The organism is Chryseobacterium sp. TB1-D10 (assembly GCF_059803555.1).
Window position 1 is genome coordinate 267,961 of record NZ_JAPFHB010000003.1, and the last position, 26,060, is coordinate 294,020.

The window sequence follows — 26,060 nt, forward strand, 5'->3', positions numbered from 1 at the left end:
ATCTTTTGGTTAAATCGTTTTCAATTTTTAATTTCATTTTATTCAGTCGCTTAATTTTCTTAATTTTGTGGTAATCTAAAAAAGTAAAAAGAAAGAAATGAATTCCTACAAAAACCCATTGGAAGAGCGCTATTCCAGTGAAGAAATGCTGTTTAATTTTTCTCACAACAACAAGTTTAGAACTTGGAGAAAGCTTTGGATAGCTCTCGCTGAAATCGAAAAAGACCTTGGCTTAGAAATCACAGACGAGCAAATAGCTGAACTGAAAGCCAACGCAGAAAACATCGATTATGACAAAGCGGCAGAATATGAGAAAAAATTTCGCCACGACGTGATGGCTCACGTTCATACTTACGGTGATGTTGCGCCTTCAGCAAAGGGTATTATTCACTTGGGAGCAACTTCCGCATTTGTAGGAGATAATACAGATTTAATCCAAATTCGTGACGGACTTTTAATCATTAAAAAAAAGTTAGTCAATGTGATGAAGAATCTAGCCGATTTTTCTATTCAATATAAAGATCTTCCAACTTTAGGATTCACACACTTCCAACCAGCTCAGTTAACGACTGTTGGAAAAAGAGCGACACTTTGGTTACAGAGTTTAGTTATTGATATCGAAGAACTTGATTTCTTCTTAGAAACATTAAGATTCAGAGGTGTAAAAGGAACAACTGGAACTGCAGCAAGTTTTCTGGAACTTTTCAACGGCGATTATTCCAAAGTAAAACATTTAGATAAAGAATTATCAAAAAGATTCGGATTCGAGAAAGTTTTCGGCGTTTCCGGACAGACTTATGACAGAAAAATTGATGCGAAAGTTGTTGCCTTATTAGGAAATATCGCTCAATCTGCACATAAATTTACCAACGATTTGCGTTTACTTCAAAACCTTAAAGAAGTGGAAGAACCATTTGAGAAAAACCAAATCGGTTCATCTGCAATGGCTTACAAACGTAATCCAATGAGAAGTGAAAGAATCGGAGCTTTGGCAAAATACGTAATGTCTTTGACGACAAGTTCTGCAATGGTAGCTTCTACGCAATGGTTTGAAAGAACTTTGGACGATTCTGCTAACAAAAGATTAACCATTCCTCAATCATTTTTAGCAGTTGATGCTATCCTATTGATCTGGAATAATATTATGAACGGAATCGTAGTTTACCCGAACAGAATCAACAAACACATCGAAGAGGAACTTCCTTTTATGGCGACGGAATATATTATTATGGAAGAAGTGAAAGCTGGAGGGGACCGTCAGGAAATCCACGAAGTAATCAGACTTCATTCTATGGAAGCTTCGAAAAAAGTGAAAGAAGAAGGTAAGGAAAACGATTTGATCGAAAGGATTTTGAACGATGAAACGTTAAAACTTGATAAATCAAAATTAAAAGAAGTTCTCGACCCGAATAACTTTATCGGTTTTGCACCAATTCAAACGGAAGAATTCATCGCAAATGAAGTTCAGCCTATTTTGGATGCCAACAGCGAATTGATTGGTTTGGAATCTGATCTAAAAGTATAATATGTGCAGCTTCGGCTGCATTTTTTTGTTATAAAATAAATCTAAATAACGATTTTAGAATGAAAGCTAAAATCTCATATCTATAAAAATGAACAAAAGAATTTTCGTAGAAAAAAGAGGAATTTTCGATGTAGAAAGTCCAAAGATTTTTGATGACGTAAAAGCGGTGGTTCCGTCGATCAAAAATGTAAAAGTGTACAATGTGTACGATATTTTCAATTTGAACGATGGTGAGTTCGAAAAAGTGGTAAACAGCACTTTCGTTGATCCGGTTACGGATATTCTGCACGAAGAAAAACCTGCGCAGGGAATCTTTTTCGCAATGGAATTTTTGCCTGGACAATACGACCAGCGTGCCGATTCAGCTCAACAGTGTATCGCCTTACTGACTGAAAATGAAAAGTCTAAAGTAAGAAGCGGCAAGCTTATCGAGTTCGAAGGAGTTTCCGAATCTGATGTAGCAAAAATCAAAGACCTTCTCATCAACAAAGTAGAATCTCAGGAAAAAGATTTGTCAATTTTAAATATTCCTGCAGAAGAAACTCCGTCAAAGGTTTTGGTTCACGAAAATTTCATCAATTTTGATGATGTTCAGTTGGAAGAATTCTTCAACAATCACGGTTTTGCATTAGGATTGGATGATTTGAAATTTATTCAGGAATATTTTAAAACTGAAAAAAGAAATCCTACCGAAACTGAACTGAAAGTTTTAGACACGTATTGGAGTGACCACTGTCGTCACACAACGTTTGAAACAGAATTGTCAAATATTGAATTTGAAGGACAGTTTAAACATACATTGGAAACGATTTTCAATGATTATATCGAAAAAAGAAAATTCTTAGGACGTGAATTGAAACCAATCTCTCTAATGGATTTGGCAACAGTTTGCGGAAGATATTTCCATAAAACAGGCAACTTGGAAAACTTGGTGGTTTCTGATGAAATCAATGCTTGTACAATCCAGATTGAAGCTGAATACGATGGGAAAAAAGAACCTTGGTATTTATTATTTAAAAATGAAACACACAATCACCCGACGGAAATTGAACCTTTCGGAGGTGCTTCAACGTGTTTAGGTGGTGCGATCAGAGATCCTTTGTCAGGACGTTCTTTCGTTTTTCAGGCGATGAGATTAACGGGTGCTGCAGATGTTTTGGAACCGGTTGATAAAACTTTACCGGGAAAATTACCTCAAAAAACAATTACAAAACAGGCTGCAAACGGTTATTCTTCTTACGGTAACCAAATCGGTCTGGCGACTACAATGGTTTCTGAAATCTACGATGAAGGTTACAAAGCGAAAAGAATGGAGGTTGGTTTCGTTACCGGCGCCGTTCCTGTAGATTGGGTGAGACGTGAAAAGCCTGAAGCTGGCGACTCTATCATCATTTTAGGTGGTGCAACAGGTCGTGACGGTGTTGGTGGAGCAAGCGGAAGTTCAAAAGAACAGGACGAAACTTCAATTCACACAATGAGTTCTGAGGTTCAGAAAGGAAATGCCGTTGAAGAACGTAAAATCCAGAGATTATTCAGAAATCCTGAAGTGACGAGACTGATTAAAAAATCTAACGATTTCGGAGCTGGTGGAGTTTCTGTAGCCATCGGCGAAATCGCTGATTCTTTAGAAGTTAATCTGGATGTTTTACCTTTAAAATATGAAGGTTTGAACGGAACAGAGCTTGCCATTTCTGAATCTCAGGAAAGAATGGCGGTTGTGGTTGAACCAAAAGATAAAGAACAGTTCATCAAATTCTGTGAGGCTGAAAATATTGTGGCTGTAGAAGTTGCAAAAGTAACAGATTCAGGAAGAATGCAGATGTTCTGGAAAGGCGATAAGATTGTTGATCTTTCAAGAGAATTCCTGGATACAAACGGTTGTTCTAAAAGTCAGGAAGTTAAGATTACGCATCTTAATGAAGCAAAAGAAGAAACTCAAACTTTTAACGAAGAGAATTTCTTGAAAATTCTTGCAGATAAAAACGTTGCCTCTCAAAAAGGTTTATTGGAAATGTTTGATTCATCCATTGGTGCGACTACCGTTGCGATGCCTTTAGGTGGAAAATATCAGCAGACTTTGATGGAAGGAAGTGCTCAAACGTTACCGATTTTAGGAGCAAAAGATATTGAAACAGTTTCTTTCGCAAGTTGGGGATTTGATGCTGAAATTTCAAAGCAAAACTCATTATTGGGAGCTTCTTATGCAGTCGTTGAAAGCGTTGCGAAAATCGTTGCAATGGGCGGCGATTACAAAAATATCAGATTAAGTTTCCAGGAATATTTTGAGAAATTAGGTCAGAATCCTGAAAAATGGGGCAAGCCTTTGGCTTCACTTTTGGGAGCTTACGATGCGCAGATTAACCTTGGTTTGGCTGCCATCGGTGGTAAGGATTCGATGAGTGGAACGTATCAGGATTTGAATGTTCCGCCAACATTGATTTCGTTTGCTTGTGCGAATGGAGAAAAGAAAAATGTGATCTCTCCGGAATTTAAACAGGCAGGAAATAAACTGTATTTCTTCAACCATATTCCACAGGAAAACGGACTTCCAAACTATGAAAATTTGAAATCAGTTTTTGAATTGATTTTCGAAAATATCAAAGCCGGAAAAATCGTTTCTGTGAAGACTATTAAAGAAGGAGGAGTTGCAGTAGCTTTAGCGAAAATGAGTTTCGGAAACAGATTAGGAGCTGAAATAAATATCGCTGATGAGAACGTTTTATTAGCTAAAAATATTGGAAGTTTAATTATAGAATCAACTGAAGAATTAAGTTCGGTTTATCTTCAATTAATCGGTGAAGTTAAAAATTCAAATAATTTGGAAATCAATAATTTGAGTTTTGAAATCGAAAAATTACTCGAAGCCAATACAAAAACTTTTGAGAACCTTTTTTCAACAGTAGAAAAAGAAAAAATAACGTTTGAACTGGATTCAAAACTGAACTCAATCAACCCAAGAAATATTCAAATCAAAAAACACGGAATCGCTCAGCCGAGAGTTTTTGCACCGATTTTCCCAGGAACAAATTGCGAATACGATACATTAAATGCATTCCAAAAAGAAGGTGCAATTGTAAGCAGTTTGCCTTTGATTAATATCAACCATCAGTTACTTGACGAGAGCATTGATGCGTGGGTAAAAGAAATTAAACAATCACAGATTTTAGCATTCTCCGGAGGTTTCTCTGCAGGTGACGAACCGGATGGTTCTGCTAAGTTTATTGTGAATGTTCTGAAGAATGAAAAGATGAGGAATGCTGTTCACGAACTGCTCGACAGAGACGGAATGATCATCGGAATCTGTAACGGTTTCCAGGCTTTGGTGAAGTCAGGATTGTTGCCTTATGGTAGAATTAAGGATCTGGATGAAAATTCTCCAACGTTGGCTCACAATGCGATCAGAAGACACATCTCTCAAATGGTGAATGTGAAAGTTCTAAATGACGAATCGCCTTGGTTGAAAGGAATGATAGATCAGGTTTTCACCATTCCGATTTCTCACGGAGAAGGTCGTTTTATGGCTTCAGAATCGGAAATTCTGAAGTTGTATGAGAACGGACAGATTGCAACGCAATACTTAGATTTAGATGGAAACATCGCTCACGGAATGCCGTTCAATCCAAATAATTCTTTATTTGGGATTGAAGGAATCACAAGTCCTTGTGGTAAAATCTATGGTAGAATGGGACACCCGGAACGTTTTGCAGAAGGCTTGATGAAAAATATCCCAACTGCGAATTACCATAACATTTTTAAAAACGGAGTAGAATACTTTAAATAAACTGATGGCTTCTGACAATTGGCTTTTAGCTTAAAAATATAGCTTTCAAACCTAACGGATTTTCAAAATCCGTTAGGTTTATTGTTAAAATTTTATCGTCAAATTAAATCACTCGGAAATTATTTCAAATAACTATAACATAAAATCTACTGTCATTAATGGCAATCACTTTTCCGATCTGTCAGGATTCTACGAAGAAGTTTCTACAGTCTTAATGGAAGGTGTGGATTGGAAAGTCGGAACTTTAGATGGCTTTGAAGATATATTGTACGGAGGTTTCGGAGTTTTTGAAAGTAAAGATGAAATAGAAATCATTTGGAAGGATTCTCAAAAATCAAAGGAAGCTCTAGGTTTTGAAGCAACGAAAGAATTTTACGAAAATAAAATCAGACAGGGAAAACCTTTTAATATCCATTTTGCTCAACAAAAATTGGATGATTTGATTGCCGGAAACGGACAAACCTTATTTGATATTCTGATTGAAATTATAGAATCGCATAAGAACATAACCTTAGTTTTAGACTAAAAATTGAAGAAGAAAATGAAGTATGGATTATTTTTCGGTGACAGCACAACTTATGGCGAATACGATGGCGTGTTCGGAGGTTGGGTTGATATTCTTAAAAGATTTGCTTTACAGAAATACAATGAAGGAAGCAGTGAACTGATCCTTTTTAATTTGGGAATTGGTGGTGAAACTTCAGAAGGTTTAGTCAGAAGAATTCAGAATGAAATGTCAGTTAGAAATGCGGAGGATGGAAATGTAGTTTTTCTCGGCTATGGTGCTAATGATTTGGCTGTGAAAGATGGAAATCAAATCGTAAATTCTAGACAATTTAAAGCTAATATTGAAAAAGCAATTCAACAGGCAAAAGTATTTTCAAAAGAAATTTATCTGGTAAGTATTCTTCCTGTTTCTGATAGAATTGATTCTAAAATCTCATCAACTGGAAAGATTAGAACAAACGAAGACGTTTTGGTTTACAATCAAATCCTTAAAAATATCGCAACTGAAAACGCATTGAATTACATTGATTTTTATTCGGCTTTTTTGGAAAACAAAGAGATTCTGCTTTCCAAAGACGGTGTTCATCCCAACGAAAAAGGATATGAAATGATGGCAGAAATCGCCCTTCCAATTATCGACAAATACTTGTAAACATTCATCAATAAAGGCTTAAAACCTTTCTCAAATCGGGGAAGGTTTTTTTGTGAATTAATTTTTAGCACAGTCTTTGAATCAATCATAAAAATCTAAGATTATGAGTGCGGGAAATATCACAACAGTGCTGCTGAAAATATTAAAATGGCTGGGAATTACGATTGCTTCTGTCCTATTTCTAATGTTCATCATTCCGATTCTATTTCCTGGACAAATTTCGAATCAGGTCAAGATATTCGCCAACAAACATTTGGCTGGCGAACTCGATTATAAGAAAACACACCTTAGTTTTTTCCGTCACTTCCCTTCTCTCACGGTTTCTGTGGATGATTTTCTATTGAAAGGTTCCAAACCTTTTGAACAAGACACGCTTCTCGCGGCCAAGGAAGTTGCGGCTGGAATCAATCTTAAAAATCTGATTTTTGATGGCGAGATAAAAATTGATGAAATCTATGTGAATGACGCTACAGCCAACGTTTTCGTCAATTCCAAAGGTCAGGCAAATTATAATGTTTATGTTTCCAAACCTTCGGAAAAGCCGAAAGATACAACGGAAGCTGGAGCATCCATCAAATTAGATTTAATCAAACTGAAAAACTGGAACATCAAATACAATGACCACGCAGCCAATGTTTTGGTAAATGCAAAAGGTCTTAATTACACAGGAAAAGGTGGATTGAGCGAAGATATTTTCGACCTCGAAACCGACCTTGGAATCGACAAACTTGATTTTGCTTTGAACCGAATTTGGTACGCCAAAGAAAAGTCACTTCACGCCGATTTGATTACGAGAATCAACACCAATGCCTTGACTTTTGTCTTGAGAAAAAATGAGTTGAGAATCAATGAACTGCCTTTGAAATTCACCGGTTTCGTCAGTATTTTGAAGGATGGTTATAATCTGAATATCAATGCGGCGTCGGAAAAAACAACGATTAAAGATATGTTGTCCGTTTTGCCTCCGCAATATTTAGGTTGGGTGAAGGATACGAAAATCGAGGGAAATAGTGATTTGTTCTTTAGTTTAAAAGGCAGATTCAGCGAGCCGAAAAACCAAAAACCAGATGTGAAAGCCAGTCTGAAAGTGAACAACGGTTTCGTTTCCAACAGCAACGCGCCAGTGCCGATGAACAATCTGAATTTGGATTTGAATGTTGATTTACCTTCGCTTGATACGAATAAACTCCTACTCGATTTGAGGAATTTGAGTTTTGACTTAGGTAAAAATAATAAGTTCCGAGCCGTTGTGAGAACGCAGGGAATGGACGAAATGAAAATCAATGCCAACATCAAAGGTGGAATTGATTTGGCAACATTGGACTCTGCTTTAGGATTGAAAGATATTGAATTGAAAGGTTTGATGAATACGGATATTCAATCGAATGGGATTTTCAATCTTGACAAAAAATTATTCCCGAAAACAAAAGGTTATCTGAATCTGAAAAACGGTTGGCTGAAAACGAAATATTATCCGAATGCGATTCAAAACATCAATATTTTAGCGAACATTTATAATACAGATGGGACTTTCAAAAGTCTGGGCGTGAAACTCGACCCTTTCAAATTTGATTTTGAAGGCAATCCGGTTTTCGTGAATGCTGATTTGCAAAACTTCGAAGACTTATTGTATAAAGTCAGAGCAAAAGGTGTTTTGAATATTGGAAGAATCTATCAGGTTTTCAAGAAAGAAGGATTTGATGTCAGTGGTTTGATAATGGCGGATTTATCTTTAAATGGTCGTCAAAGTTACGCGACAACGGGACAATACAGCAAGCTTGATAATCGAGGGAACTTAATCCTGAAAAACATCAAAGCAACTACAGAATATTTACCAAAATCATTCTTCATCAAAGAAGGAAACTTCGAATTTGAGAATGAAAAAATGTGGTTCAGAAAGTTCTTTGCGAATTATGGTAAATCCGATTTTGCTTTGAATGGTTATCTTTTAAATACCATCAATTATTTTATCGAAAGAAAAGGAACATTACACGGGAAATTCCATCTCAAGTCCAATTATATTTTGATTGATGAGTTTATGGCGCTGAAAGAAGGCGACAACAAAGACAAATCGTTGGCTGTAGAATATGCGAAAGAAGAAAATCCAAAAAGCAGCGGTGTTGTGATTGTTCCAACAAACCTTGATGTTTCATTGGAAGCAAATGCGAAAAAAGTGGAATTCAAAGGACTTGGACTGAATAATCTGGTTGGTTTGGCTTCTGTCAACAAAGGCGAAGTGTACCTTAAAAATACAACCTTCGACATTGTTGGCAGCCGAATGGGAATCGATGCGAGATATCAGAACGAATCGCCAATTACAGCCAATTATGACGTCGCTTTGAAGGTTGATAACTTCGATGTTCAGAGAGCTTACAAGGAAATCGATATGGTTCGTGAAATGGCAACTGCAGCCAAAGACGTGAAAGGAATTGTGTCTTTGGATTACAAACTGAAAGGCGATTTTGACGGCAATATGAAACCGATTTATCCTTCACTTGAAGGTGGCGGAAATGTGAATTTGAAAGATGTCGAAGTCAAAAACCTGAAAATGCTTTCAGCAGTCGGAAATGATATTGGAGCAAATGCCTTCAACAATCCTGATATGAAAGGCGTTGACATCAAAACAAACATCAAAAACAATTTGATTCACGTGGACCCGTTCACTTTCAAAGTTTCAGTTTTGCGACCATCAATCAGCGGAACTACCAGTTTCAACGGCCTACTCGATTTCCGAATCAGAGTTGGATTGCCACCTGGCGGTTGGATTGGCTTCCCGGTAGTAGTCACAGGAACGCACGAGAAACCGAAAATCAAAATCTTCAGTAAAACCGGACAAGGAATTATGGATGCTCTTTATAATACAAAATCGAATAAAGTCATCCGTGAGGAAAAACGGGCTGAGAAAAAAACCAGAGCGCAACAACGAAAAGACAAACGTGCGCAGGAAAAGAAAGCTGAGAATGCGGAGAAGCAGGTTAGTAAAGATGTGAAAGAGAAATAATGCGAGAGCTCCAATTAGGTTTGGAGATTTTTGTTATGAGTTAATTACATTATAATTTATTTTCAAATTCATTTATATAAAGTACAAATTGTTCTTTGATAATTTTATCAATATTAGTCCTATCTGCATTAATCCCATAGTGTTGAATTTCACTGTAGATTAAATCATCTTTTGCCCAATACAGTAAAGTTAAATTTTGAAATTCATTATCCATATCAAGTTCATAAAAAATATCTCTGATTTCTCTCAGAACCTCGTAATAACTTTTCGTTTGATCGAGATTAGATTTTATCAAATAATAAACGTATTTTTTTATAGTATCTAATTTATCAGAATAGTCTAGTTTTAAGTCCGATAATACTTTGCTCGTTAATTGTTGTAGTTCAAATTGATTATAAGGTTTTGAAATTCCCGCAAGTTGATACAAGCTATCTTCTTCATATCCTGCTTCCATCATTTCAATAGCCCAATCAATCCAGCTTTCGTCAATGTCAGCGTTACAGGCTTTTTCTTTAAGTATTTTATGCGTAGATAAAACAGGCTCTTTCATTTGTTTTCAATTTCAACCATAAAAATACCTTAATTCTAACATAATTCTAAAAAATAAAAGTCATTTAGTTACAAACACATCTGTTTCAAACAAAAGTAAGTCATTTGGTTACAAACACACTTGTTTGTGACTTCCGACAAAGTTGATTGGTTACAAATACTATTGTTTTAAACAAAAGTAAAAGTTGTTTTGTTACAAATACACTTGTTTATGACTTCCGCCAAAGTTGTGCAGGTTTCAAACAGACTTGCGAAGCATTTATGACGTTTTTCAGAAAATGAATTATTTGTTAACAAAACTTTTTGGTAATTCAGGAAAAGCTTTATTTTTAGGCAAAACAAAACAATGTCATATTATCCATTAACCAGCATACCCGATTATTACTCAATAGACAGCCTATTAACCGAAGAACACAAGCTTATCCGCGAATCTGTACGCAGCTGGGTGGAAAGTTTTGTAATGCCGAAAATAGATCAGGCAGCACAAGATCACACCGATATTCCAGGATTGATGAAGGAATTGGGCAACATCGGCGCTTTGGGACCTTACATTCCTGAAGAATATGGCGGACCAGGATTGGATCAGATTTCTTACGGATTAATTATGCAGGAACTGGAAAGAGGTGATTCAGCGGTTCGTTCTGCGGCTTCTGTTCAGTCTTCGTTAGTAATGTTCCCAATTTTTGAGTATGGTTCTGAAGAACAAAAAAAGAAATACCTTCCAAAATTAGCATCAGGCGATTTGATTGGCTGTTTCGGATTGACGGAACCCAATCACGGTTCTGACCCATCATCTATGGAATCAAAATTCACAGACCAAGGCGATCATTATCTTCTTAATGGTGCAAAAATGTGGATCACAAATTCTCCCGTTGCAGACATTGCAGTTGTATGGGCAAAAGGCGAAGACGGAAAAGTACGGGGAATGATCCTTGAGCGCGGAATGGAAGGCTTTACAACACCAACTACGCATAACAAATGGAGTTTGAGAGCTTCCAAAACCGGCGAATTGGTTTTCAATAATGTGAAAGTTCCGAAAGAAAATCTTCTTCCAAATATTGAAGGTTTGAAAGGTCCACTTTCTTGTCTTAATTCAGCGAGATATGGAATTTCGTGGGGCGTAATTGGTGCTGCGATTGATTGCTATTGCACCGCTGTTCAATATTCCAAAGAGAGAAAACAGTTCGGGAAACCAATTGGCGGATTCCAGCTTCAGCAAAAGAAACTGGCAGAATTTCTGACTGAGATTACAAAATCACAATTGCTTTGTTTCCAATTAGGAACGCTTAAAAATGCATATAAAGCTTCGCCAGCACAAATATCTATGGCGAAAAGAAACAATGTAAAAATGGCCATCGATATCGCCAGAGAATCCCGTCAGATGCTTGGTGGAATGGGCATTATGGGAGAATTCCCAATGATGCGTCACGCAGCCAATCTGGAATCTGTCATCACTTACGAGGGAACACACGACATCCATTTGCTGATTACCGGAATGGATATTACAGGCATCAATGCCTTTGGATAAAGACCAAATCAATCTTATATATTTTAAAAGAGAAAACCTACGGAAATATTTTCGTAGGTTTTTTCGTTTAAAAAATATTAATCCTTCGAGAACCAGTAAGCCATAAAATGAAAAGATATTGTCTCCTATTTATTCTTATTTCTGTTTTAAACTTTGCACAGAATTTTCCTTTAAAGCTTTCCAATGCAGCAATTGAACTTACGAAAGATAAAGTGGTCTATGATCCCGCTTATTTTGTTTTAAAATATCCAAACGGCGATGTTCCCGCTGATAAAGGTGTTTGTACCGATGTTGTGATCCGTACTTACCGTAAATTAGGAATTGATCTGCAAAAAGAAGTTCATGAAGATATGGTAAAGAATTTTTCAAAATATCCTAAAAAATGGAATTTGAAAAGACCCGATTCAAATATCGACCACCGAAGAGTTCCAAATTTACAGGTATTTTTTGCTAAATTTGGGAAATCAAAACCATTATCCAAAGATCCCAAAGATTATATTCCTGGCGATATTGTGACTTGGGATTTGCCAAAGAATCTGACACATATTGGAATTGTGGTTAATAAGAAATCACCTGACGGCAAACGTTTTATGATTGTTCATAATATCGGAGCGGGACAGGTTTTGCAGGATTGTCTTTTTGACTGGACGATTACCGGGCATTATCAATATCAGAAATAGAAATTAGAATTTAGATGTTAGAGATTAGATTAAAGATGAGAAAGTGTATTCTATTGCTGTTCGTGAATTGTTGTTTTTTATTTCAGGCTCAGAATCTTAAAATTATTCAGAAACCAATTGATTATTCTAAGGGAAAAATCAAGCTGAGTCTGGAATATATGAAAGAGCATCATGATCTGGATCAAAAAACGCCCAAGATTACTCCGAAAATAATTGTTTTACATTACACAGCAGGCGGAACTGTAGAGTCCAATTTCAAATATTTCAATAATCTGTATCTGGAAAACCAGAGATCAACTTTAAAAAACCAAAGTCCTCTGAATGTTTCTTCTAATTTTATTATCGACAGAGATGGGACAATCTATCAATTGGTAGATCCCGAAATGTTTGCAAGACATACAATCGGCCTCAATTATTGTGCAATCGGCGTTGAGAATATCGGAAGTAAAGCACAACCTTTGACCGACAAACAAGTGGAAGCCAATGCAGAATTGGTAAGATATTTAACCAAAAAATATCCGATTGAATATCTCATCGGACATTCTGAATATGGCGTTTTCCGGAATTCTAAACTTTGGAAGGAATCCAACCCAAAATATTTTACTGGAAAAGCTGATCCGGGCGATGATTTTATGAAAAAAGTGAGAGGTAAATTAACAGATTTGAAGTTGAAAAGTCAGCCGTAAGCTTACAATTATGAGATTATTTTTCTAATAATTTTTTCAATTTCCTGAGATCTGTTCACCGTCATAAAATGTCCACCTCCTTCAATCATAAAATCAGCTTTCACATTTTTAAAAGGAATAATTCGATCTATATTTCCGTGAATATGAATCACATTTTCCGGAATTGTTTCATTTTTCCAATTCACAATTTCATTGATTGCCCAGGAGAAAAAGTTGGGATTTGTATCTTGAAGAATATTTTTTAATAATTGTTTCTCAGATTCTGTTTCGATTCCAAACATCCAATTCGTGACAAAGTTTTGCTTTTTGAAAACGGATTTCGGAATTAATTGATTAAGTTTTAATCTTCCTGAGATCCGGTTAAATTGTGGAAGTTCAAATTTATTTTTCGCAGATGCAATTAGAATTATTTTTTCGGTTTTAAGGATTTTAGAAATCTCTACAGCAACCATTCCACCGAAAGACAACCCAATGAGAATCGGATTTTCAGTCGTTATTTTTTTTGAAATTCTTTCAGCATAATGTGCTAAAGATTCATTTGTTAAAGGATCAATCCAATCAATAAATTCAACATCCAAATCTCTGAAGTCAATATTATCAAAAACCCTTCTGTCCACGCCAAGACCACTGAAAATATAAATCTTATTCATTTTCCTAATTATGATTTTCAATTTAACAAAAAAGACTGAATTTCTTCAGTCTTAATATTCTATCTTTTCCAAAACCCAATTGCAAAAAGCAATGAGCCAAAAGCTATTTATAACATTTTCAAGTTGTTCACTTCTAGTTCCGTTAAGATTCTCCAGTGTCCTCTTTTGATATTTTTCTTGGTAAGTCCTGCAAACATAACTCTGTCCAGCGCTTCCACTTCGTAACCCAATTTTTGGAAAATTCTGCGTACTACTCTATTCCAACCAATGTGAATCTCGATTCCAACTTCATTTTTCGGTTTTCCTTCGATGAAAGAAATGCTATCCACTTCTGCAACACCTTCTTCCAAACGAATTCCTTCGCCAATCAGTTTCATGTCATCGTTAGTCAGTTTTCTGTCAAGCGTCACGTGATAGATTTTTCTCATTGCAAATGATGGATGCGTGAGTTTTTTCGTGATGTGACCGTCGTTTGTCAAAAGAATAACGCCTGTGGTCTGTCTGTCCAATCTTCCAACTGGGAAAATTCTGTATGGCGACGCATTTGCTGTCAAATCCATTACAGTTTTTCTCGCTTTTTCGTCTTTGGTTGTTGAGATGTAACCTTTTGGTTTGTTCAATAAAACATAAACTGGTTTCTCAGGCGTGATATTTTGGCTGTCGAAAACAACTCTATCGGTCTTCTGAACCTGATAACCCATTTCTGTCACCACCTTTCCGTTCACTTCCACAAGACCTTGAGAAATCAATTCGTCCGCTTCTCTCCTACTGCAAATGCCTGAATTTGCAATATATTTATTAAGTCTGATGGTATCTTTGTGAACTTCCTTGCTGATCTTTTCAAACCTTCTCTTTTGGATGAAAGATTTGGTTTTGTCCTCAGCGGTTTCCGGTCGGATGTATGGTTTTTTGTTCGTAGGCTTTTTATTAAATGGTTTTTTATCACCATTTTCGTATTTGTCTCTGCTGTCAAAATTACGTTCGCCACCTCTTGTAGTTTTTGGTTTGCGCGTACCTCCAGCCGGTCTGTTTCCAGCCGAACTTCTTGATCCTGCTCCAAAACTTGGTTTTTTATCGCCAGATCCGGATTCACGGGAGTTTTCCGAAGGCCTGCTTTTGGACGTTCTTTCGCCAGAGCTACGGGAGTTTCCAGAAGGTCTGCTAGTACCTGCACTTCTTGGTTTTTTGTCTCTTTCTGGTCTTTTTCCGTCTTCGCTCATTTCTAAAAATTTTTGCAAAGATAGTGAATTAGTTAAGAGTTACGAATTCTGAGTTTAAGAATTCCGAAAATTGAGAATAATGTAATTTTAAATTCCGAATTTATTAAAACCGTTTATGGAAAATATAATCTGTATTGATTGGTTCCAGTCCGGCTTGTTTCATCAGTATCGCGATTTGTCCCCGGTGATAAGTAGAATGATTTATGAAATGGAAAATGATCTCCTGAATTGTATTTTCAAATACATTTCCTCTGGAATTTTTATAATTGATTTTTTCAGTAATGTTTCTTTCATCAAGGATTTTGGAACAATTGATAAAATTTTCAGAATTGATTTTTATTAATGAATCGTCAGCATTGATTTGCCAGACTTCAAATTGATTATCATTAAGTATTCTCGCATTCCAAATCTGATGTGCATTCAGAATATGATTGAGAACATTCTTGCTTTTCTCACACCAGAGCGAACTATTTTCCAGATAATTTTCTATCAATAATTGATTGAAGAGCTGATTATATTCTAACAGATCCTGAAAATGCTCTTTCATTATTCAAACATTTCTGCTAGACGAACTGGTTTTATTTCAGAAGAATTATAAAGTTCGGGAATCGATTTTTTAACTTCCAGTTTCGGATAAAGATTGACACCAATGATTTTAATTTTCCCCTCTTCTACCCAATTTTGTTCTTTCGTACCGTGATTAAAAATTATTTTTTGAATTTCTCCAGATTTTAAAAGTTCAATATAACCGCCTTTTTCTTCTATTTTAAGGAATAGTTTCCAGGATTTTTCAGCGAATTGTTGCGTGATGTTTTCTACAAAATAACTTCCGGAAGCAGCATCTTCAAAAACATTGATAATGCTTTCGTAAGCCAAAACGATTTGTTGTTTGAAGGAGATTTCTTTGGAAAGTTCAGTTGGATTTTCGATTTTGTAATTATTGCAAAAAACGGCGTCCGCTCCTCCAATCATTGCTGAAGCCAATTCCAATGTGGAACGTATCAGATTGTTGTCCTGATCGTTTCTAGCTTTATTTCGTAAAGTTGTCTCAACAAAAATATATGGGATCAAATCTTTTCCAAACTCTTTAGAAAGCTGATTGAATAGATATTTAAAAGCTCGGATTTTAGCAATTTCAAAAAAATATTGACTTCCAACTGCAAATTTGAAAATTAATTTTTCCAAAATCTCATAACCAAATTTTTCAACCAATTCTTTCGATTTAGCTAAAGCAAAACCCAATTGCTGGATAATGGAAGCGCCGGAATTTTGATGAAAACTAACATCTATGCAAATGTTTCTTTCAAATGATTTTGAGAGCAATTCACCAACAAGATGTTCGTTGATCTCAGCTTTTTGATCATCAGAAAAAACATCAATTAAAGAAAAATAACGGTTGGATTCTTCTGCTAAAATATGTTCTGCAAGGTCAGCATCATTAATGAAAATCGATTTCTCATCAAGATTTTCTACATTCTCATTAAGCAAAAAAGCGAATGCCTGATCTTCCAAACCTCCCTGATATTCTGCAACAAGATGTGTGCTTTCTTCTACTTTGGGAAGGATTTTGTATTCAGAATTATTGTGATAATAAGGTTTTACTTCAATATTTTCCAGATTCTCCTTTTGAAGAATCTCGTAGATGTTTTCTGTTTTGAGTTGCTTTTTTACAAGCTGTTCCCAATCTTCCAATGCACTCATTCTGAAAAATATTTTACTTCTTAGCGATTTTAGAACTATCTACCACCAGGATGAAAATTTCCTCATTTGGTTTTTTCATAAAGTAATTTTCTCTGGCGTATTTTTCTTTTTCGTCTTTGTTATTCATCAGTTTACGAAAGAATTTGTCATTCTTTTCATATTCTGTTTTGTAAAAAGCGAGCTGCTTTTCGTAGCGGTTTATTTCACCATTCAATTCATTGATAACCAAAAAAGAAGTGCTGTCAAAGAATATCATCCAGACTAAAAATCCAATAAACGTCAACAGATATTTGTTGAAGACATACGTTTTTAAAAACTTCAAAGTCGGCGATTTTTTCTTGATATCCTTGATTAGTTCTTTCATAACTAATGAACTTTTTTAAGCGAATTATTGATAACGGTTGTAAGAAAATCAATGGCCACCGAATTCTGTCTCATATTCGGAACAATAAGGTCTGCCTCATTTTTGGAAGGCTCTATGAATTCCTGATGCATGGGTTTCAAAGTCGTTTGGTAACGATGCAGAACTTCCTGAAGATCTCTTCCTCTTTCCTGCGTATCTCTACGGATTCTTCTAATTAATCTTTCGTCTGAGTCTGCATGTACAAAGACTTTCAGATTGAATTCTTTCAGCAATTCCTTATTAGTTAAAACCAAAATCCCTTCGACAATCAAAACATTTTTGGGTTCAACTGTAACGTGATCTCCCGTTCTGGAATGCGTTACGAAAGAATAAATCGGCTGTTCTATACTTTGATGGTTTTTCAGTGCTTTCACATGTTGCAACATCAGGTCAAAATCAATGGATTTTGGATGGTCATAATTAAGTACTTCCCTTTCGGACAGAGTAAGATTTGGATTATCGTGATAATAATTATCCTGAGAAAGCACGTTAACGCCTTCTATATTGAGTTGTTGAAGAATCTTATTAACAACAGTAGTTTTTCCGGAACCTGTTCCACCGGCAATTCCAATCACGAGCATCTTTTACAATTTTTACAAAAATAATATAATTTTCAGTTACACTCATTTTTAATATTGAAAAATTGAAATTTAGACCCAAAAAAACCAGTCGAAACTGGCTTTTTGGTTATCGTGATCCGTTTGATCTCTGGGAATTATTTTCTGTTGGAGTTTGTTGTGGCTGCACTCTTATGTTATTTTGTGTGCCAGACCTTGTACCACTTTGTTGTGGCTGAACTCTGACATTATTTTGAGATTGGTTTCTCATACCGCTATTTGTATTAGGCTGAATCCTGATGTTGTTTTGTGATCTGGTTCCATTTTGAATCCCTGTACTTGGCTGAACTCTGATGTTATTCTGATTCCGTGTACCGTTTTGTTGATTTCGGATTGCCGATTGAGACTGTGATCTTGTCCCAGTAGAAATTTGATTCTGTAAAGAACTTCTTCTTGGAGACACAATCACATTATTTCGTCCTCTTTTTGAATTATAGACCGTTCCATTTCTGTAATAATTGTTATTATAATCCAGATAAACTACGTTTGGCGCATACCAAAATCCGTCCGGAGACTGGTAATATCCATCTCTATAACCATCCGAATATCCTTGAGAATAATTATCGCTATATCCATAACTGTTGTTTGAACCATAACCATCAGAAGCTGTAGTTGCAATACAAGATGTCAAAGCAATTGCTAGAAAAGACGGAACTAATATTTTAAATAAATTTTTCATTCTTGTAAGTTTTAATTACCATCGTAATTGATAGTAATCATATAGTTACAAAGAATCTGCCAACTTAAATTTTGGAAGATTTTACAATGAAATTGATTTGATTGATGAAAACTATTCTTCCGGCGAAATCCCTAAAATATAATAAAATACAGCCAAATCTCTGGCGAGAAACTCACGGGTATGATTTCTGTAGAAACTTTCATTTTTAGTCACATCCTGAGCATCAAAACCCAATGCATTCATCCCATTATTTCTCGCAAAAAACAATGCCCGGAGATTATGAAAACCCTGTGAAACAATGATTACATTTTTCTGATTATAAGTATTTTTACAATTCAAAATACTCTTGTGTGTATTGAAACCTTTTGGATCTTTGATGATGATGTTTTCCGGAACACCTTCATTATAAACCAGGAAATTCTTCATCGCTTCAGTTTCGTCATAGTTCTCGCTTTTCTCTCCGCTAACGATGATTTTCTTGATTTTTCCGTGATGATAAAGAGTTCCGACGGCATCCATTCTCGCTACAAAATAAGGATTGGCAACACCAGAACGCATTTTCGGAGATGTTCCTAAAACTAAGGCGCAATCTCTCGGAGGCACTTTGCTGATTCTGTTGTAAGTCCGGCCACTTGTAAGCGAATACACCCAGAAATTTGCTAAAATCATCAGCAAAAATCCGGCTTCCAAAAGCCTGAAAGCTATTTTGAAAAAGTTGGTAAACGCCTGAACCATAATTAAACCATATCAAAATCTAAGAAAATCTCCTTGCTCATCGCAATAGCTGTACAAGGTAAGATTTTTCCCTGATGTTTTTCGTTATCTGTCAGATATTCGTCTTCCGTCATATCCACTTCGCCACTTTTCAAATAACAAAGACAGCTACCACAAATTCCGGATTTGCAGGAATAAGGCAGTTTGTAACCCAAATCCAACAGTTGATGAAGGATTTTTCGTTCGTTATTTTTAAGAATAATGCCGTCTTTTTCTATGTGATTGAATTTGATTTTAATTTCAACATTTTCAATCAGAGGAAATTCTTTTTCGGTTGGATAGATGTCTTCATTGTAAGCTTCGAACAACTCAAAATGAATATTTTTCTTCGGAATTCCGTGGTTGTAGCAGGCGTTTGCGACAGATTTTATCATTGCTCCTGGACCACAAATCAAAACTTTATCTGTGCTGTCCCAAATTGTAGATTCTTCGTCATCTTCATCTAAGTGAAGGATTTGATTAATGATAAGCGACACTTTTTTCTCATCAATTCTACCTTGAAACAACTTGTCTTTTACAGGTTCTTGCGAAATGAAATAGAAACATTCTAATCTTCCGCCAGATTCTATTTGAAGCTTTTCCAATTCATCTTTCAGGATAATATCTTCGTAACTTTTATTGCCATAAAAAAGGAAAATTCTCGTCGATTTTTCTCCGAACAAAATATTTTTGATATGGCTAAGGATTGGTGTAATTCCAATTCCGGATGCAAAAGCAATGATTGTCCGTTTCTCGTTTGGTTTTGCAGGAATGAAAAATCTTCCCAACGGTTCGCTCACAGAAATTTCGTCGCCAATATGATAATGTTGAAACAGGAAATTGGTTGAACTTTCATCGCCATTAATTTTGATTGCAAGTTCGATTTTGTTCTCGAAAGGTGCAGAAATAAAGGAATAATCGTTCTGGATTTCTTTTTCATTAAAGTGATATTTGAGCGTCACATATTGCCCGGCACGAAATTGAAATCGGGATTTCAAAGCTTCAGGAATCTCCAATTCCAATGCAAAAGCATTTTTTGTCAATTGGCGTTTTTTAGCTATTTTTAGCCTGTGAAACTGAGGTTGGTTGGCTACTGTTAATTGATTTTCCATTGTCAAGAATCAAATTTAATGAAAATTGACAGAAGAAAAAATCTAAATTCAAGACAAGCTCGTAAATTCATTTAAATTAAAATTCTATGAAAAAGATAATATTATATTCATTCCTGTCACTCAGTTTCTTAGCCTGTAAAAAAAACGATGAGAAAGTTGCTGAAACGCAAGCCAAAGAAGATTCAATAAAAATTGAACCAACGAAAACCGAAGCCGATGTTGCGGAATTGGTAGAATTTTCTCCCGAAAAAATGTCAGCTTACATTCAAAATAAAAATTCCGATACTTTATATGTGACCAATTTTTTCGCGACTTGGTGCGGACCGTGTATGCACGAGATTCCTTTTTTCCACAAAAAAATGGAAGAATTACAAGGTCAACCTGTTAAATTCACGTTTGTAAGTCTTGACAACAAAACCGATTGGGCAACCGCAGTCAGCGATTTTGCGGATGAATATAACATCAGAAAAAACGTAACATTATTGGACGGAAGTCTTTTGAAACCGGAATTTTTCAAACAGAATTTCAAAACTTGGGATGGCGGAGCAATTCCTTTTACATTGATTAAAAAAGGCGACAAAACTGATGAAACGCTGGGTTCTATGACAGAAGAGGCTCTGAATCAGAAACTTTCGCAGTTTTTATCTGCAAAATAATTAAGCAAAAATCAATGATAAGAATTAAACTAAAAGACAAATCTTGAAAAATAAATTCGGAGTTCTTTGTTTTTTTATGATTGTCGGAATCATCATTTCGTTCATCATCAATTTGAATGTTGGTTATGCAAAACTCAACTTTTCCGACTTTTTAAATTCTGAAACAGAAAATTTTGAACTTGCAGGATTTAGAATCAATCGTGCTTTAGCAATGGTTTTAGCTGGAATTGCAATCCCAACAAGTGGATTTCTTTTGCAGGAATATTTCAAAAATCCATTGGCTGGTCCGGATGTTTTGGGAATCACGTCGGTTTCCAGTTTGTTTGTGGCGTTTTATATTTTCTTTTCGCAAGATATTTTGATTCCTGATTTTTTGCAAAATAGTTTTATCAGTTTATCTTCGATTCTTGGAAGTGTAGTTTTGATGATTGTTTTGCTGTTATTTTCAAATCGTTTTCGGGACAAAAGTTTCATCATTATTTTCGGATTTTTGATTTCAGCTTTGGCTGGAGCAGTTGTTTCATTTCTTCAGTTTTATGTGGAAAGTCAAAGTCTGAAAAACTATATTCTATGGACTTTCGGAGCAAATAATCAAGCTAATATTTCTCAAATTTCAATCTTGACAATTTTAGTAATTATCGGATTATTTTTTACTTTCAAATCCATAAAACCTTTAATTGGAAATTCTCTGGGTTCGGCTTACGCACAGAGTTTTGGAGTCAATCAATCGAAACTGAAAATCAGTATTATTGTAGCATCTTCTATTCTATCGGCTTCTGTAACTGCTTTTCTTGGACCAATTTTATTTATTGGTGTTGTGGTTCCTCATTTTTGCAGGATGCTCTGGAATCCCGCCCAACTTTGGCATCAATGGATTTTAAATATCGTTTTGGGAATCTTTATAATGCAGGTTTTCTCGATTATTTCAGAACTCAGTCAGTTCCCGATTAATATTATTACGACGTTTTTCGGAATTCCAGTGATATTATTGATGCTAGTTAAAAAGAAAAGATGATGAGATTCCTTAAAATTAATAATGCATCAATCGGTTATTCAGAACCATTAATTTCTAACATCAATACTTCCTTAGAATTAGGCGAGGTTTGCCTTTTAATGGGGAATAACGGCATTGGAAAAACGACTTTAATCAAATCAATTCTTGGACAAAATCAACTTTTGAATGGCGAAATTTCTATCAACGGAAAATCAATTCAGAAATTGAATTCGAACGAAATTGCTTCTCAAATTGCCATTGTTTTTTCGAAAGCTGAAATTCCCGATAATTATACAGTTACAGATTTGATTTCGCTTGGGAAATATATTCATTATCCGTATTATTTTAAACTGAATGAAAAGGATAAAGATGAAATCAATGAAATAATTGACAAACTAAATCTCACACAATTTCGAAACAAAAAATTAATCGAACTGTCTGACGGAAATCTTCAAAAAGTCTTTATTGGAAGAGCTTTAGCTCAAAATTCACCTTTCATTATTTTAGATGAACCAACAACGCATCTGGATGAAGAAAACAAGCTAATGATTCTTTCATTAATCAGAAATCTTGCTAAAAATGAAAACAAATTAATTCTCTTCTCTTCCCACGACTGGCGATTGGCGAAGGAATTTTCAGATAAAATTTGGTGGCTGAAAGATGAAAAAATCATCAGCGGAATCTCTGAAGAAATTATCCTAAATAATCCGGAATTAATCACACCACAGATTTTAGATTTTAATAAAAATTTTCATCCACCAGAAATTGATGCGCCAAAATTGGAAAAAGAAATGATGTTTTCTTTCCTTCAAAAAAACTTCGCCTCAGATTTGAGGAAATTTAAATTGACGTTTAAAAATGACAAATGGGAACTGAAAACGGAGGATTTTTATGACAATTATCATACATTAACAGAAATTAAACAATCTCTGCAAAACCTTATTAATATTGACAATCAGAGTTAAATATAAAATACTCCATTTAAAATATTAAGATTCGCATAGTAATTAAAACTTTGTAAATCAATTACTTAACTATTAAAAATTATAAATACTATGCATGCATAGTATTTTTTTTATATTTGTATAAAGCACTTTAATATGCCAGTTATGGAAAAGAAAAATTCAGAAAAAGTCGAAAGTGTTGACTTGATGTTAAAGTCAGCTTGGTTAGCGGTCTCGAAAATGTATTCAGATCAGGCTTCCTTGTACAACTCTACTGCAGTTCAGGCACTTACATTACTTAAAATTGATCCAAAAGAAGGGACAAGAAGCACAAATCTTGGTCCCAAAATGGCTATCGAACCTACTTCTTTGACAAGGATTATCAAACTTCTCGAAGACAACGGTTATATATATAAAGAGAAAACTACAACTGATAAACGTGAAGTCATTATTAAGCTTACCGATAAAGGAATCAATTCCAGAAACTTATCAAAAGAAGTTGTTCTTAATTTTAATAAGAAAATTGTGGAGAGAATTCAGCCGGAAAAGTTTGAAGTTTTTAAAGAAGTGATGAACGATATCCTGAAAATCGCCAACGAACTTAATAATAGAAAACAATAATAAATCTCAATAAATGAACAGAAAAATAAAACACGTTACAGTCCTCGGCTCCGGCGTGATGGGTTCCGGAATTGCCTGTCACTTGGCTGGAAACGGGATTCAGGTATTGATGTTGGATATGCCTGCGAAAGACTCAGAAAATGCCGACAAGAAAACGAGAAACAGCGTGGCGCAAGGTCATCTTGACACCGCTCTGAAAAGCAATCCTTCACCTATTTATGACAAATCGTTTGCATCCAGAATTACGGTTGGAAACTTCGAAGATGATTTGGAGAAAATTAAAAATTCGGATTGGGTGATTGAAGTGATTGTCGAAAGATTGGACATCAAACAATCGATGTTCGAGAAAGTTGACAAACTTAGAAAACCGGGAACTTTGATTACTTCAAATACATCAGGAATTCCGATTCATCTGATGTCAGAAGGAAGGTCTGAAGATTTCCAGAAGCATTTTTGCGGAACGCATTTCTTCAATCCACCAAGATATTTGAAATTATTTGAAGTAATTCCAGGTCCGAAAACGGATAAATCTGTTGTGGATTTCTTTATGTCTTACGGCGAGAAATTCCTTGGAAAAACAACGGTTCTTTGTAAAGATACACCAGGATTTATCGGAAACAGAATCGGTGTTTATTCGATGGCGAAAATTATGGAACTGACTGAGGAAATCGGTTTGACCATTGAAGAAGCGGATTCCTTGACAGGTGATTTGCTGAATCGTCCAAAAACCGGAACTTTCAAATTGGGAGATTTGGTAGGATTGGACACGGCTTTCAACGTAACTAAAGGACTTCAAGCCAATTTGAAAAACGACGAAATGGTTCAGGCTTTGAAAGATTCCAAAACTTTGAATCATTTAATTGAAAATAAATTCCTCGGCGATAAAGCTAAAAAAGGATTCTATTATAAAGAAAAAGACGCTGGCGGAAATGTCAACCGTTTCGTTCTTAATTATGAAACACTTGGCTACGAACCGACGAAACAGCCAAAACTTCCAATCGTAAAAGCGGCAAAAGAAGCCGGAAGTTTGAAAAACCGTTTACCAATTTTGTTGAAAGACCAAACCAAAGCTGGCGAATTGATTAGAAAACATTATGCGTCACTTTTCGCTTACGTTTCTCAACGTGTTCCCGAAATTACTGATGTGTTCTACTCCATCGATGATGCGATGAAAACCGGTTATGCGTGGAAATATGGACCTTTTGAAAACTGGGATTTCCTAGGAATTCAAAAAGGAATCGATTTGGTTGAAAGCGAAGGCTACAAAGTCGCTGATTGGGTTAAGGAAATGCTGGCTTCCGGAAACGAATCTTTCTACAAATTAGAAAACGGAAAGCAGTTATTCTACAATCAAAATACGAAAACTTACGAACCAATTCCAGGTTTGGATGCGTTCATTATTCTGGATAATATCAGAAAAGAAAAAACAATCTGGTCGAATTCCGAATCTGCGTTAATTGATCTTGGCGACGGCATTTTGAACTTCGAATTCCGTTCAAAAATGAATTCTCTTGGCGGCGGTGTTTTGGAAGGTCTTAATAAATCGATTGACATTGCAGAAAAAGATTACAGAGGTTTGGTTATTGGAAATCAAGCTGATAATTTTTCGGTCGGTGCAAATCTCGCAATGGTAATGATGATGGCTGTTGAACAAGATTGGTACGAACTGAATATGGCCATCGCAATGTTCCAACAGACTTCTATGAAATTGAGATATTCCTCAATTCCAGTTATCGCGGCACCTTTCGGAATGACGCTTGGTGGCGGTTGCGAATTCTCGATGCATTCAGATAAAATTGTTGCAGCTGCAGAAACTTACATCGGTTTGGTGGAAGTTGGTGTTGGCCTGATTCCAGGCGGTGGCGGAACAAAAGAGTTTGCCTTAAGAGCTTTGAAAGGCGCACTTCCAGACGATGTTAAAACCAATCATTTGCGTAATTACTTTATGAATATTGCAACCGCAAAAGTGGCAACTTCAGCTCACGAAGCTAAGCAAATGGGAATTTTGACCGACAAAGATATCATCGTGGTAAACAAAGACCGACAAATTGCGGAAGCAAAACGTCAGGCAATTGTTATGGACGAATTGGGATATACAGCGCCTGTTCCGGAAAAAATAAAAGTTCTCGGAAAAGAATCAATGGGAATGTTCTACGTTGGAACAGATCAAATGGTTGCCGGCGGTTACGCCTCAGAACACGACAGATTGATTGCCAACAAAATCGGTTACGTAATGACCGGCGGAAATCTCTCCGAACCAACAGAAGTTTCCGAACAATATCTTTTGGATTTGGAAAGAGAAGCCTTCCTTTCACTTTGTGGCGAAAGAAAAACGCTTGAGAGAATCCAGACAATGTTAACGACAGGAAAGCCACTTAGAAATTAGACTTTTTTGTAAAATGTAAAAAGTATTAATGTATTAACGATGCACAATTTTAGAGATTTAGAAGTTTGGACAAAATCAATGAAACTTTGTAAAATATTTTACTTGGCTTCTAATAATTTTCCAAAAGATGAATTGTTTGGATTGACTTCTCAAGCAAGAAGAAGTTTAATTTCAATTCCGTCTAATATTGCTGAAGGCGCTGGTCGTGATACAAATGCTCAATTTTCTCATTTTCTGAATATTGCTTTAGGCTCATCATTCGAATTTGAAACTCAAATATTAATTGCTAATGATTTGGGATACTTTAAAAATGATGATTATAATATCATTTATTCCGAAATCAAACACATACAAAATATGTTGGCAAAATTGAAACAGAAATTTAATACTCAAACATTTTAAAATCATAAATACA

The 26,060-nt window shown here is 35.6% G+C and carries 24 protein-coding genes; 14 read left to right on the top strand and 10 right to left on the bottom strand.

The annotated features are described in order from the left end of the window. The first annotated feature begins 97 nt into the window (after window positions 1-97). The 5 genes from purB to OPU68_RS05785 all read left to right on the top strand — a co-directional run bounded on the left by purB (window position 98) and on the right by OPU68_RS05785 (window position 9,466). Window positions 98-1,525 carry an adenylosuccinate lyase gene (gene purB / locus OPU68_RS05765; protein WP_498473049.1) on the top strand — a complete coding sequence of 476 codons (1,428 nt, stop codon included), beginning with the start codon at window positions 98-100 and terminating at the stop codon, window positions 1,523-1,525. Between the two features lie 88 nt (window positions 1,526-1,613). Continuing rightward, the gene (locus tag OPU68_RS05770; RefSeq protein WP_498473050.1) at window positions 1,614-5,306 is read left to right on the top strand and encodes a phosphoribosylformylglycinamidine synthase; all 3,693 of its coding nucleotides are present in this window, start codon (window positions 1,614-1,616) and stop codon (window positions 5,304-5,306) included. Window positions 5,307-5,520: 214 nt separating this feature from the next. Beyond that, window positions 5,521-5,832: a barstar family protein gene (locus OPU68_RS05775; protein WP_498473051.1), complete on the top strand. Its 312-nt coding sequence runs from the start codon at window positions 5,521-5,523 to the stop codon at window positions 5,830-5,832. Between the two features lie 15 nt (window positions 5,833-5,847). Beyond that, window positions 5,848-6,465, top strand: a complete 618-nt coding sequence (locus OPU68_RS05780; RefSeq protein WP_498473052.1) for an SGNH/GDSL hydrolase family protein — start codon at window positions 5,848-5,850, stop codon at window positions 6,463-6,465. 103 nt (window positions 6,466-6,568) lie between these two features. After that, window positions 6,569-9,466 carry an AsmA family protein gene (locus tag OPU68_RS05785; protein ID WP_498473053.1) on the top strand — a complete coding sequence of 966 codons (2,898 nt, stop codon included), beginning with the start codon at window positions 6,569-6,571 and terminating at the stop codon, window positions 9,464-9,466. A 49-nt stretch (window positions 9,467-9,515) separates the two neighbouring features. Here OPU68_RS05785 and OPU68_RS05790 read toward each other — a convergent pair whose 3' ends face one another. Then, the gene (locus OPU68_RS05790; protein ID WP_498473054.1) at window positions 9,516-10,016 is read right to left on the bottom strand and encodes a hypothetical protein; all 501 of its coding nucleotides are present in this window, start codon (window positions 10,014-10,016) and stop codon (window positions 9,516-9,518) included. A gap of 345 nt (window positions 10,017-10,361) precedes the next feature. On the opposite strand from OPU68_RS05790, the gene OPU68_RS05795 reads away from it, so the two are divergent. The 3 genes from OPU68_RS05795 to OPU68_RS05805 all read left to right on the top strand — a co-directional run bounded on the left by OPU68_RS05795 (window position 10,362) and on the right by OPU68_RS05805 (window position 12,909). Next, window positions 10,362-11,543: an acyl-CoA dehydrogenase family protein gene (locus tag OPU68_RS05795; protein ID WP_498473055.1), complete on the top strand. Its 1,182-nt coding sequence runs from the start codon at window positions 10,362-10,364 to the stop codon at window positions 11,541-11,543. 107 nt (window positions 11,544-11,650) lie between these two features. Beyond that, window positions 11,651-12,223 carry a DUF1287 domain-containing protein gene (locus OPU68_RS05800; protein ID WP_498473056.1) on the top strand — a complete coding sequence of 191 codons (573 nt, stop codon included), beginning with the start codon at window positions 11,651-11,653 and terminating at the stop codon, window positions 12,221-12,223. 35 nt (window positions 12,224-12,258) lie between these two features. Next, entirely contained in the window at window positions 12,259-12,909 is a 651-nt protein-coding gene (locus OPU68_RS05805) for a peptidoglycan recognition protein family protein (RefSeq protein WP_498473057.1), read from the top strand. 8 nt (window positions 12,910-12,917) lie between these two features. Here the strand turns inward: OPU68_RS05805 and OPU68_RS05810 are convergent, their stop codons facing one another. The 9 genes from OPU68_RS05810 to OPU68_RS05850 all read right to left on the bottom strand — a co-directional run bounded on the left by OPU68_RS05810 (window position 12,918) and on the right by OPU68_RS05850 (window position 20,044). Next, entirely contained in the window at window positions 12,918-13,559 is a 642-nt protein-coding gene (locus OPU68_RS05810; protein ID WP_498473058.1) for an alpha/beta hydrolase, read from the bottom strand. Window positions 13,560-13,666: 107 nt separating this feature from the next. Beyond that, window positions 13,667-14,779: a pseudouridine synthase gene (locus tag OPU68_RS05815; protein ID WP_498473059.1), complete on the bottom strand. Its 1,113-nt coding sequence runs from the start codon at window positions 14,777-14,779 to the stop codon at window positions 13,667-13,669. Between the two features lie 103 nt (window positions 14,780-14,882). Beyond that, a complete protein-coding gene (locus OPU68_RS05820) occupies window positions 14,883-15,326 on the bottom strand; it encodes a DinB family protein (protein ID WP_498473060.1) in 444 nt (147 codons plus the stop codon). Further along, window positions 15,326-16,480 (bottom strand): methylmalonyl-CoA mutase family protein, encoded by a 1,155-nt coding sequence (locus OPU68_RS05825; protein ID WP_498473061.1) that lies wholly within the window; start codon window positions 16,478-16,480, stop codon window positions 15,326-15,328. The genes OPU68_RS05820 and OPU68_RS05825 overlap by 1 nt, the downstream gene beginning before the upstream one ends. 13 nt (window positions 16,481-16,493) lie before the next feature. Continuing rightward, window positions 16,494-16,844: an FtsB family cell division protein gene (locus OPU68_RS05830; protein WP_498473062.1), complete on the bottom strand. Its 351-nt coding sequence runs from the start codon at window positions 16,842-16,844 to the stop codon at window positions 16,494-16,496. 2 nt (window positions 16,845-16,846) lie between these two features. After that, complete coding sequence (gene udk, locus OPU68_RS05835; RefSeq protein WP_232706540.1) at window positions 16,847-17,464, bottom strand: uridine kinase; 618 nt, start codon at window positions 17,462-17,464, stop codon at window positions 16,847-16,849. Between the two features lie 106 nt (window positions 17,465-17,570). Continuing rightward, window positions 17,571-18,179, bottom strand: a complete 609-nt coding sequence (locus tag OPU68_RS05840) for a hypothetical protein (protein WP_498473063.1) — start codon at window positions 18,177-18,179, stop codon at window positions 17,571-17,573. A gap of 111 nt (window positions 18,180-18,290) precedes the next feature. Next, window positions 18,291-18,848, bottom strand: a complete 558-nt coding sequence (locus tag OPU68_RS05845; RefSeq protein WP_498473187.1) for a SanA/YdcF family protein — start codon at window positions 18,846-18,848, stop codon at window positions 18,291-18,293. Window positions 18,849-18,916: 68 nt separating this feature from the next. Next, the gene (locus OPU68_RS05850; RefSeq protein ID WP_498473064.1) at window positions 18,917-20,044 is read right to left on the bottom strand and encodes a 2Fe-2S iron-sulfur cluster-binding protein; all 1,128 of its coding nucleotides are present in this window, start codon (window positions 20,042-20,044) and stop codon (window positions 18,917-18,919) included. Window positions 20,045-20,130: 86 nt separating this feature from the next. Between OPU68_RS05850 and OPU68_RS05855 the strand changes: the two genes are divergently transcribed. The 6 genes from OPU68_RS05855 to OPU68_RS05880 all read left to right on the top strand — a co-directional run bounded on the left by OPU68_RS05855 (window position 20,131) and on the right by OPU68_RS05880 (window position 26,047). After that, on the top strand, window positions 20,131-20,700 hold the full coding sequence (locus OPU68_RS05855; protein ID WP_498473065.1) for a TlpA family protein disulfide reductase: 570 nt from the start codon (window positions 20,131-20,133) through the stop codon (window positions 20,698-20,700). Between the two features lie 40 nt (window positions 20,701-20,740). Next, window positions 20,741-21,715 (top strand): FecCD family ABC transporter permease, encoded by a 975-nt coding sequence (locus OPU68_RS05860; RefSeq protein ID WP_498473188.1) that lies wholly within the window; start codon window positions 20,741-20,743, stop codon window positions 21,713-21,715. Then, window positions 21,712-22,659 (top strand): ABC transporter ATP-binding protein, encoded by a 948-nt coding sequence (locus OPU68_RS05865; protein ID WP_498473066.1) that lies wholly within the window; start codon window positions 21,712-21,714, stop codon window positions 22,657-22,659. The genes OPU68_RS05860 and OPU68_RS05865 overlap by 4 nt, the downstream gene beginning before the upstream one ends. A 144-nt stretch (window positions 22,660-22,803) precedes the next feature. Next, window positions 22,804-23,259 carry a MarR family winged helix-turn-helix transcriptional regulator gene (locus tag OPU68_RS05870; protein WP_232706530.1) on the top strand — a complete coding sequence of 152 codons (456 nt, stop codon included), beginning with the start codon at window positions 22,804-22,806 and terminating at the stop codon, window positions 23,257-23,259. Between the two features lie 13 nt (window positions 23,260-23,272). Continuing rightward, entirely contained in the window at window positions 23,273-25,645 is a 2,373-nt protein-coding gene (locus OPU68_RS05875; protein WP_498473067.1) for a 3-hydroxyacyl-CoA dehydrogenase/enoyl-CoA hydratase family protein, read from the top strand. A 39-nt stretch (window positions 25,646-25,684) separates the two neighbouring features. Then, on the top strand, window positions 25,685-26,047 hold the full coding sequence (locus OPU68_RS05880; protein WP_498473068.1) for a four helix bundle protein: 363 nt from the start codon (window positions 25,685-25,687) through the stop codon (window positions 26,045-26,047). Window positions 26,048-26,060 lie beyond the last annotated feature (13 nt).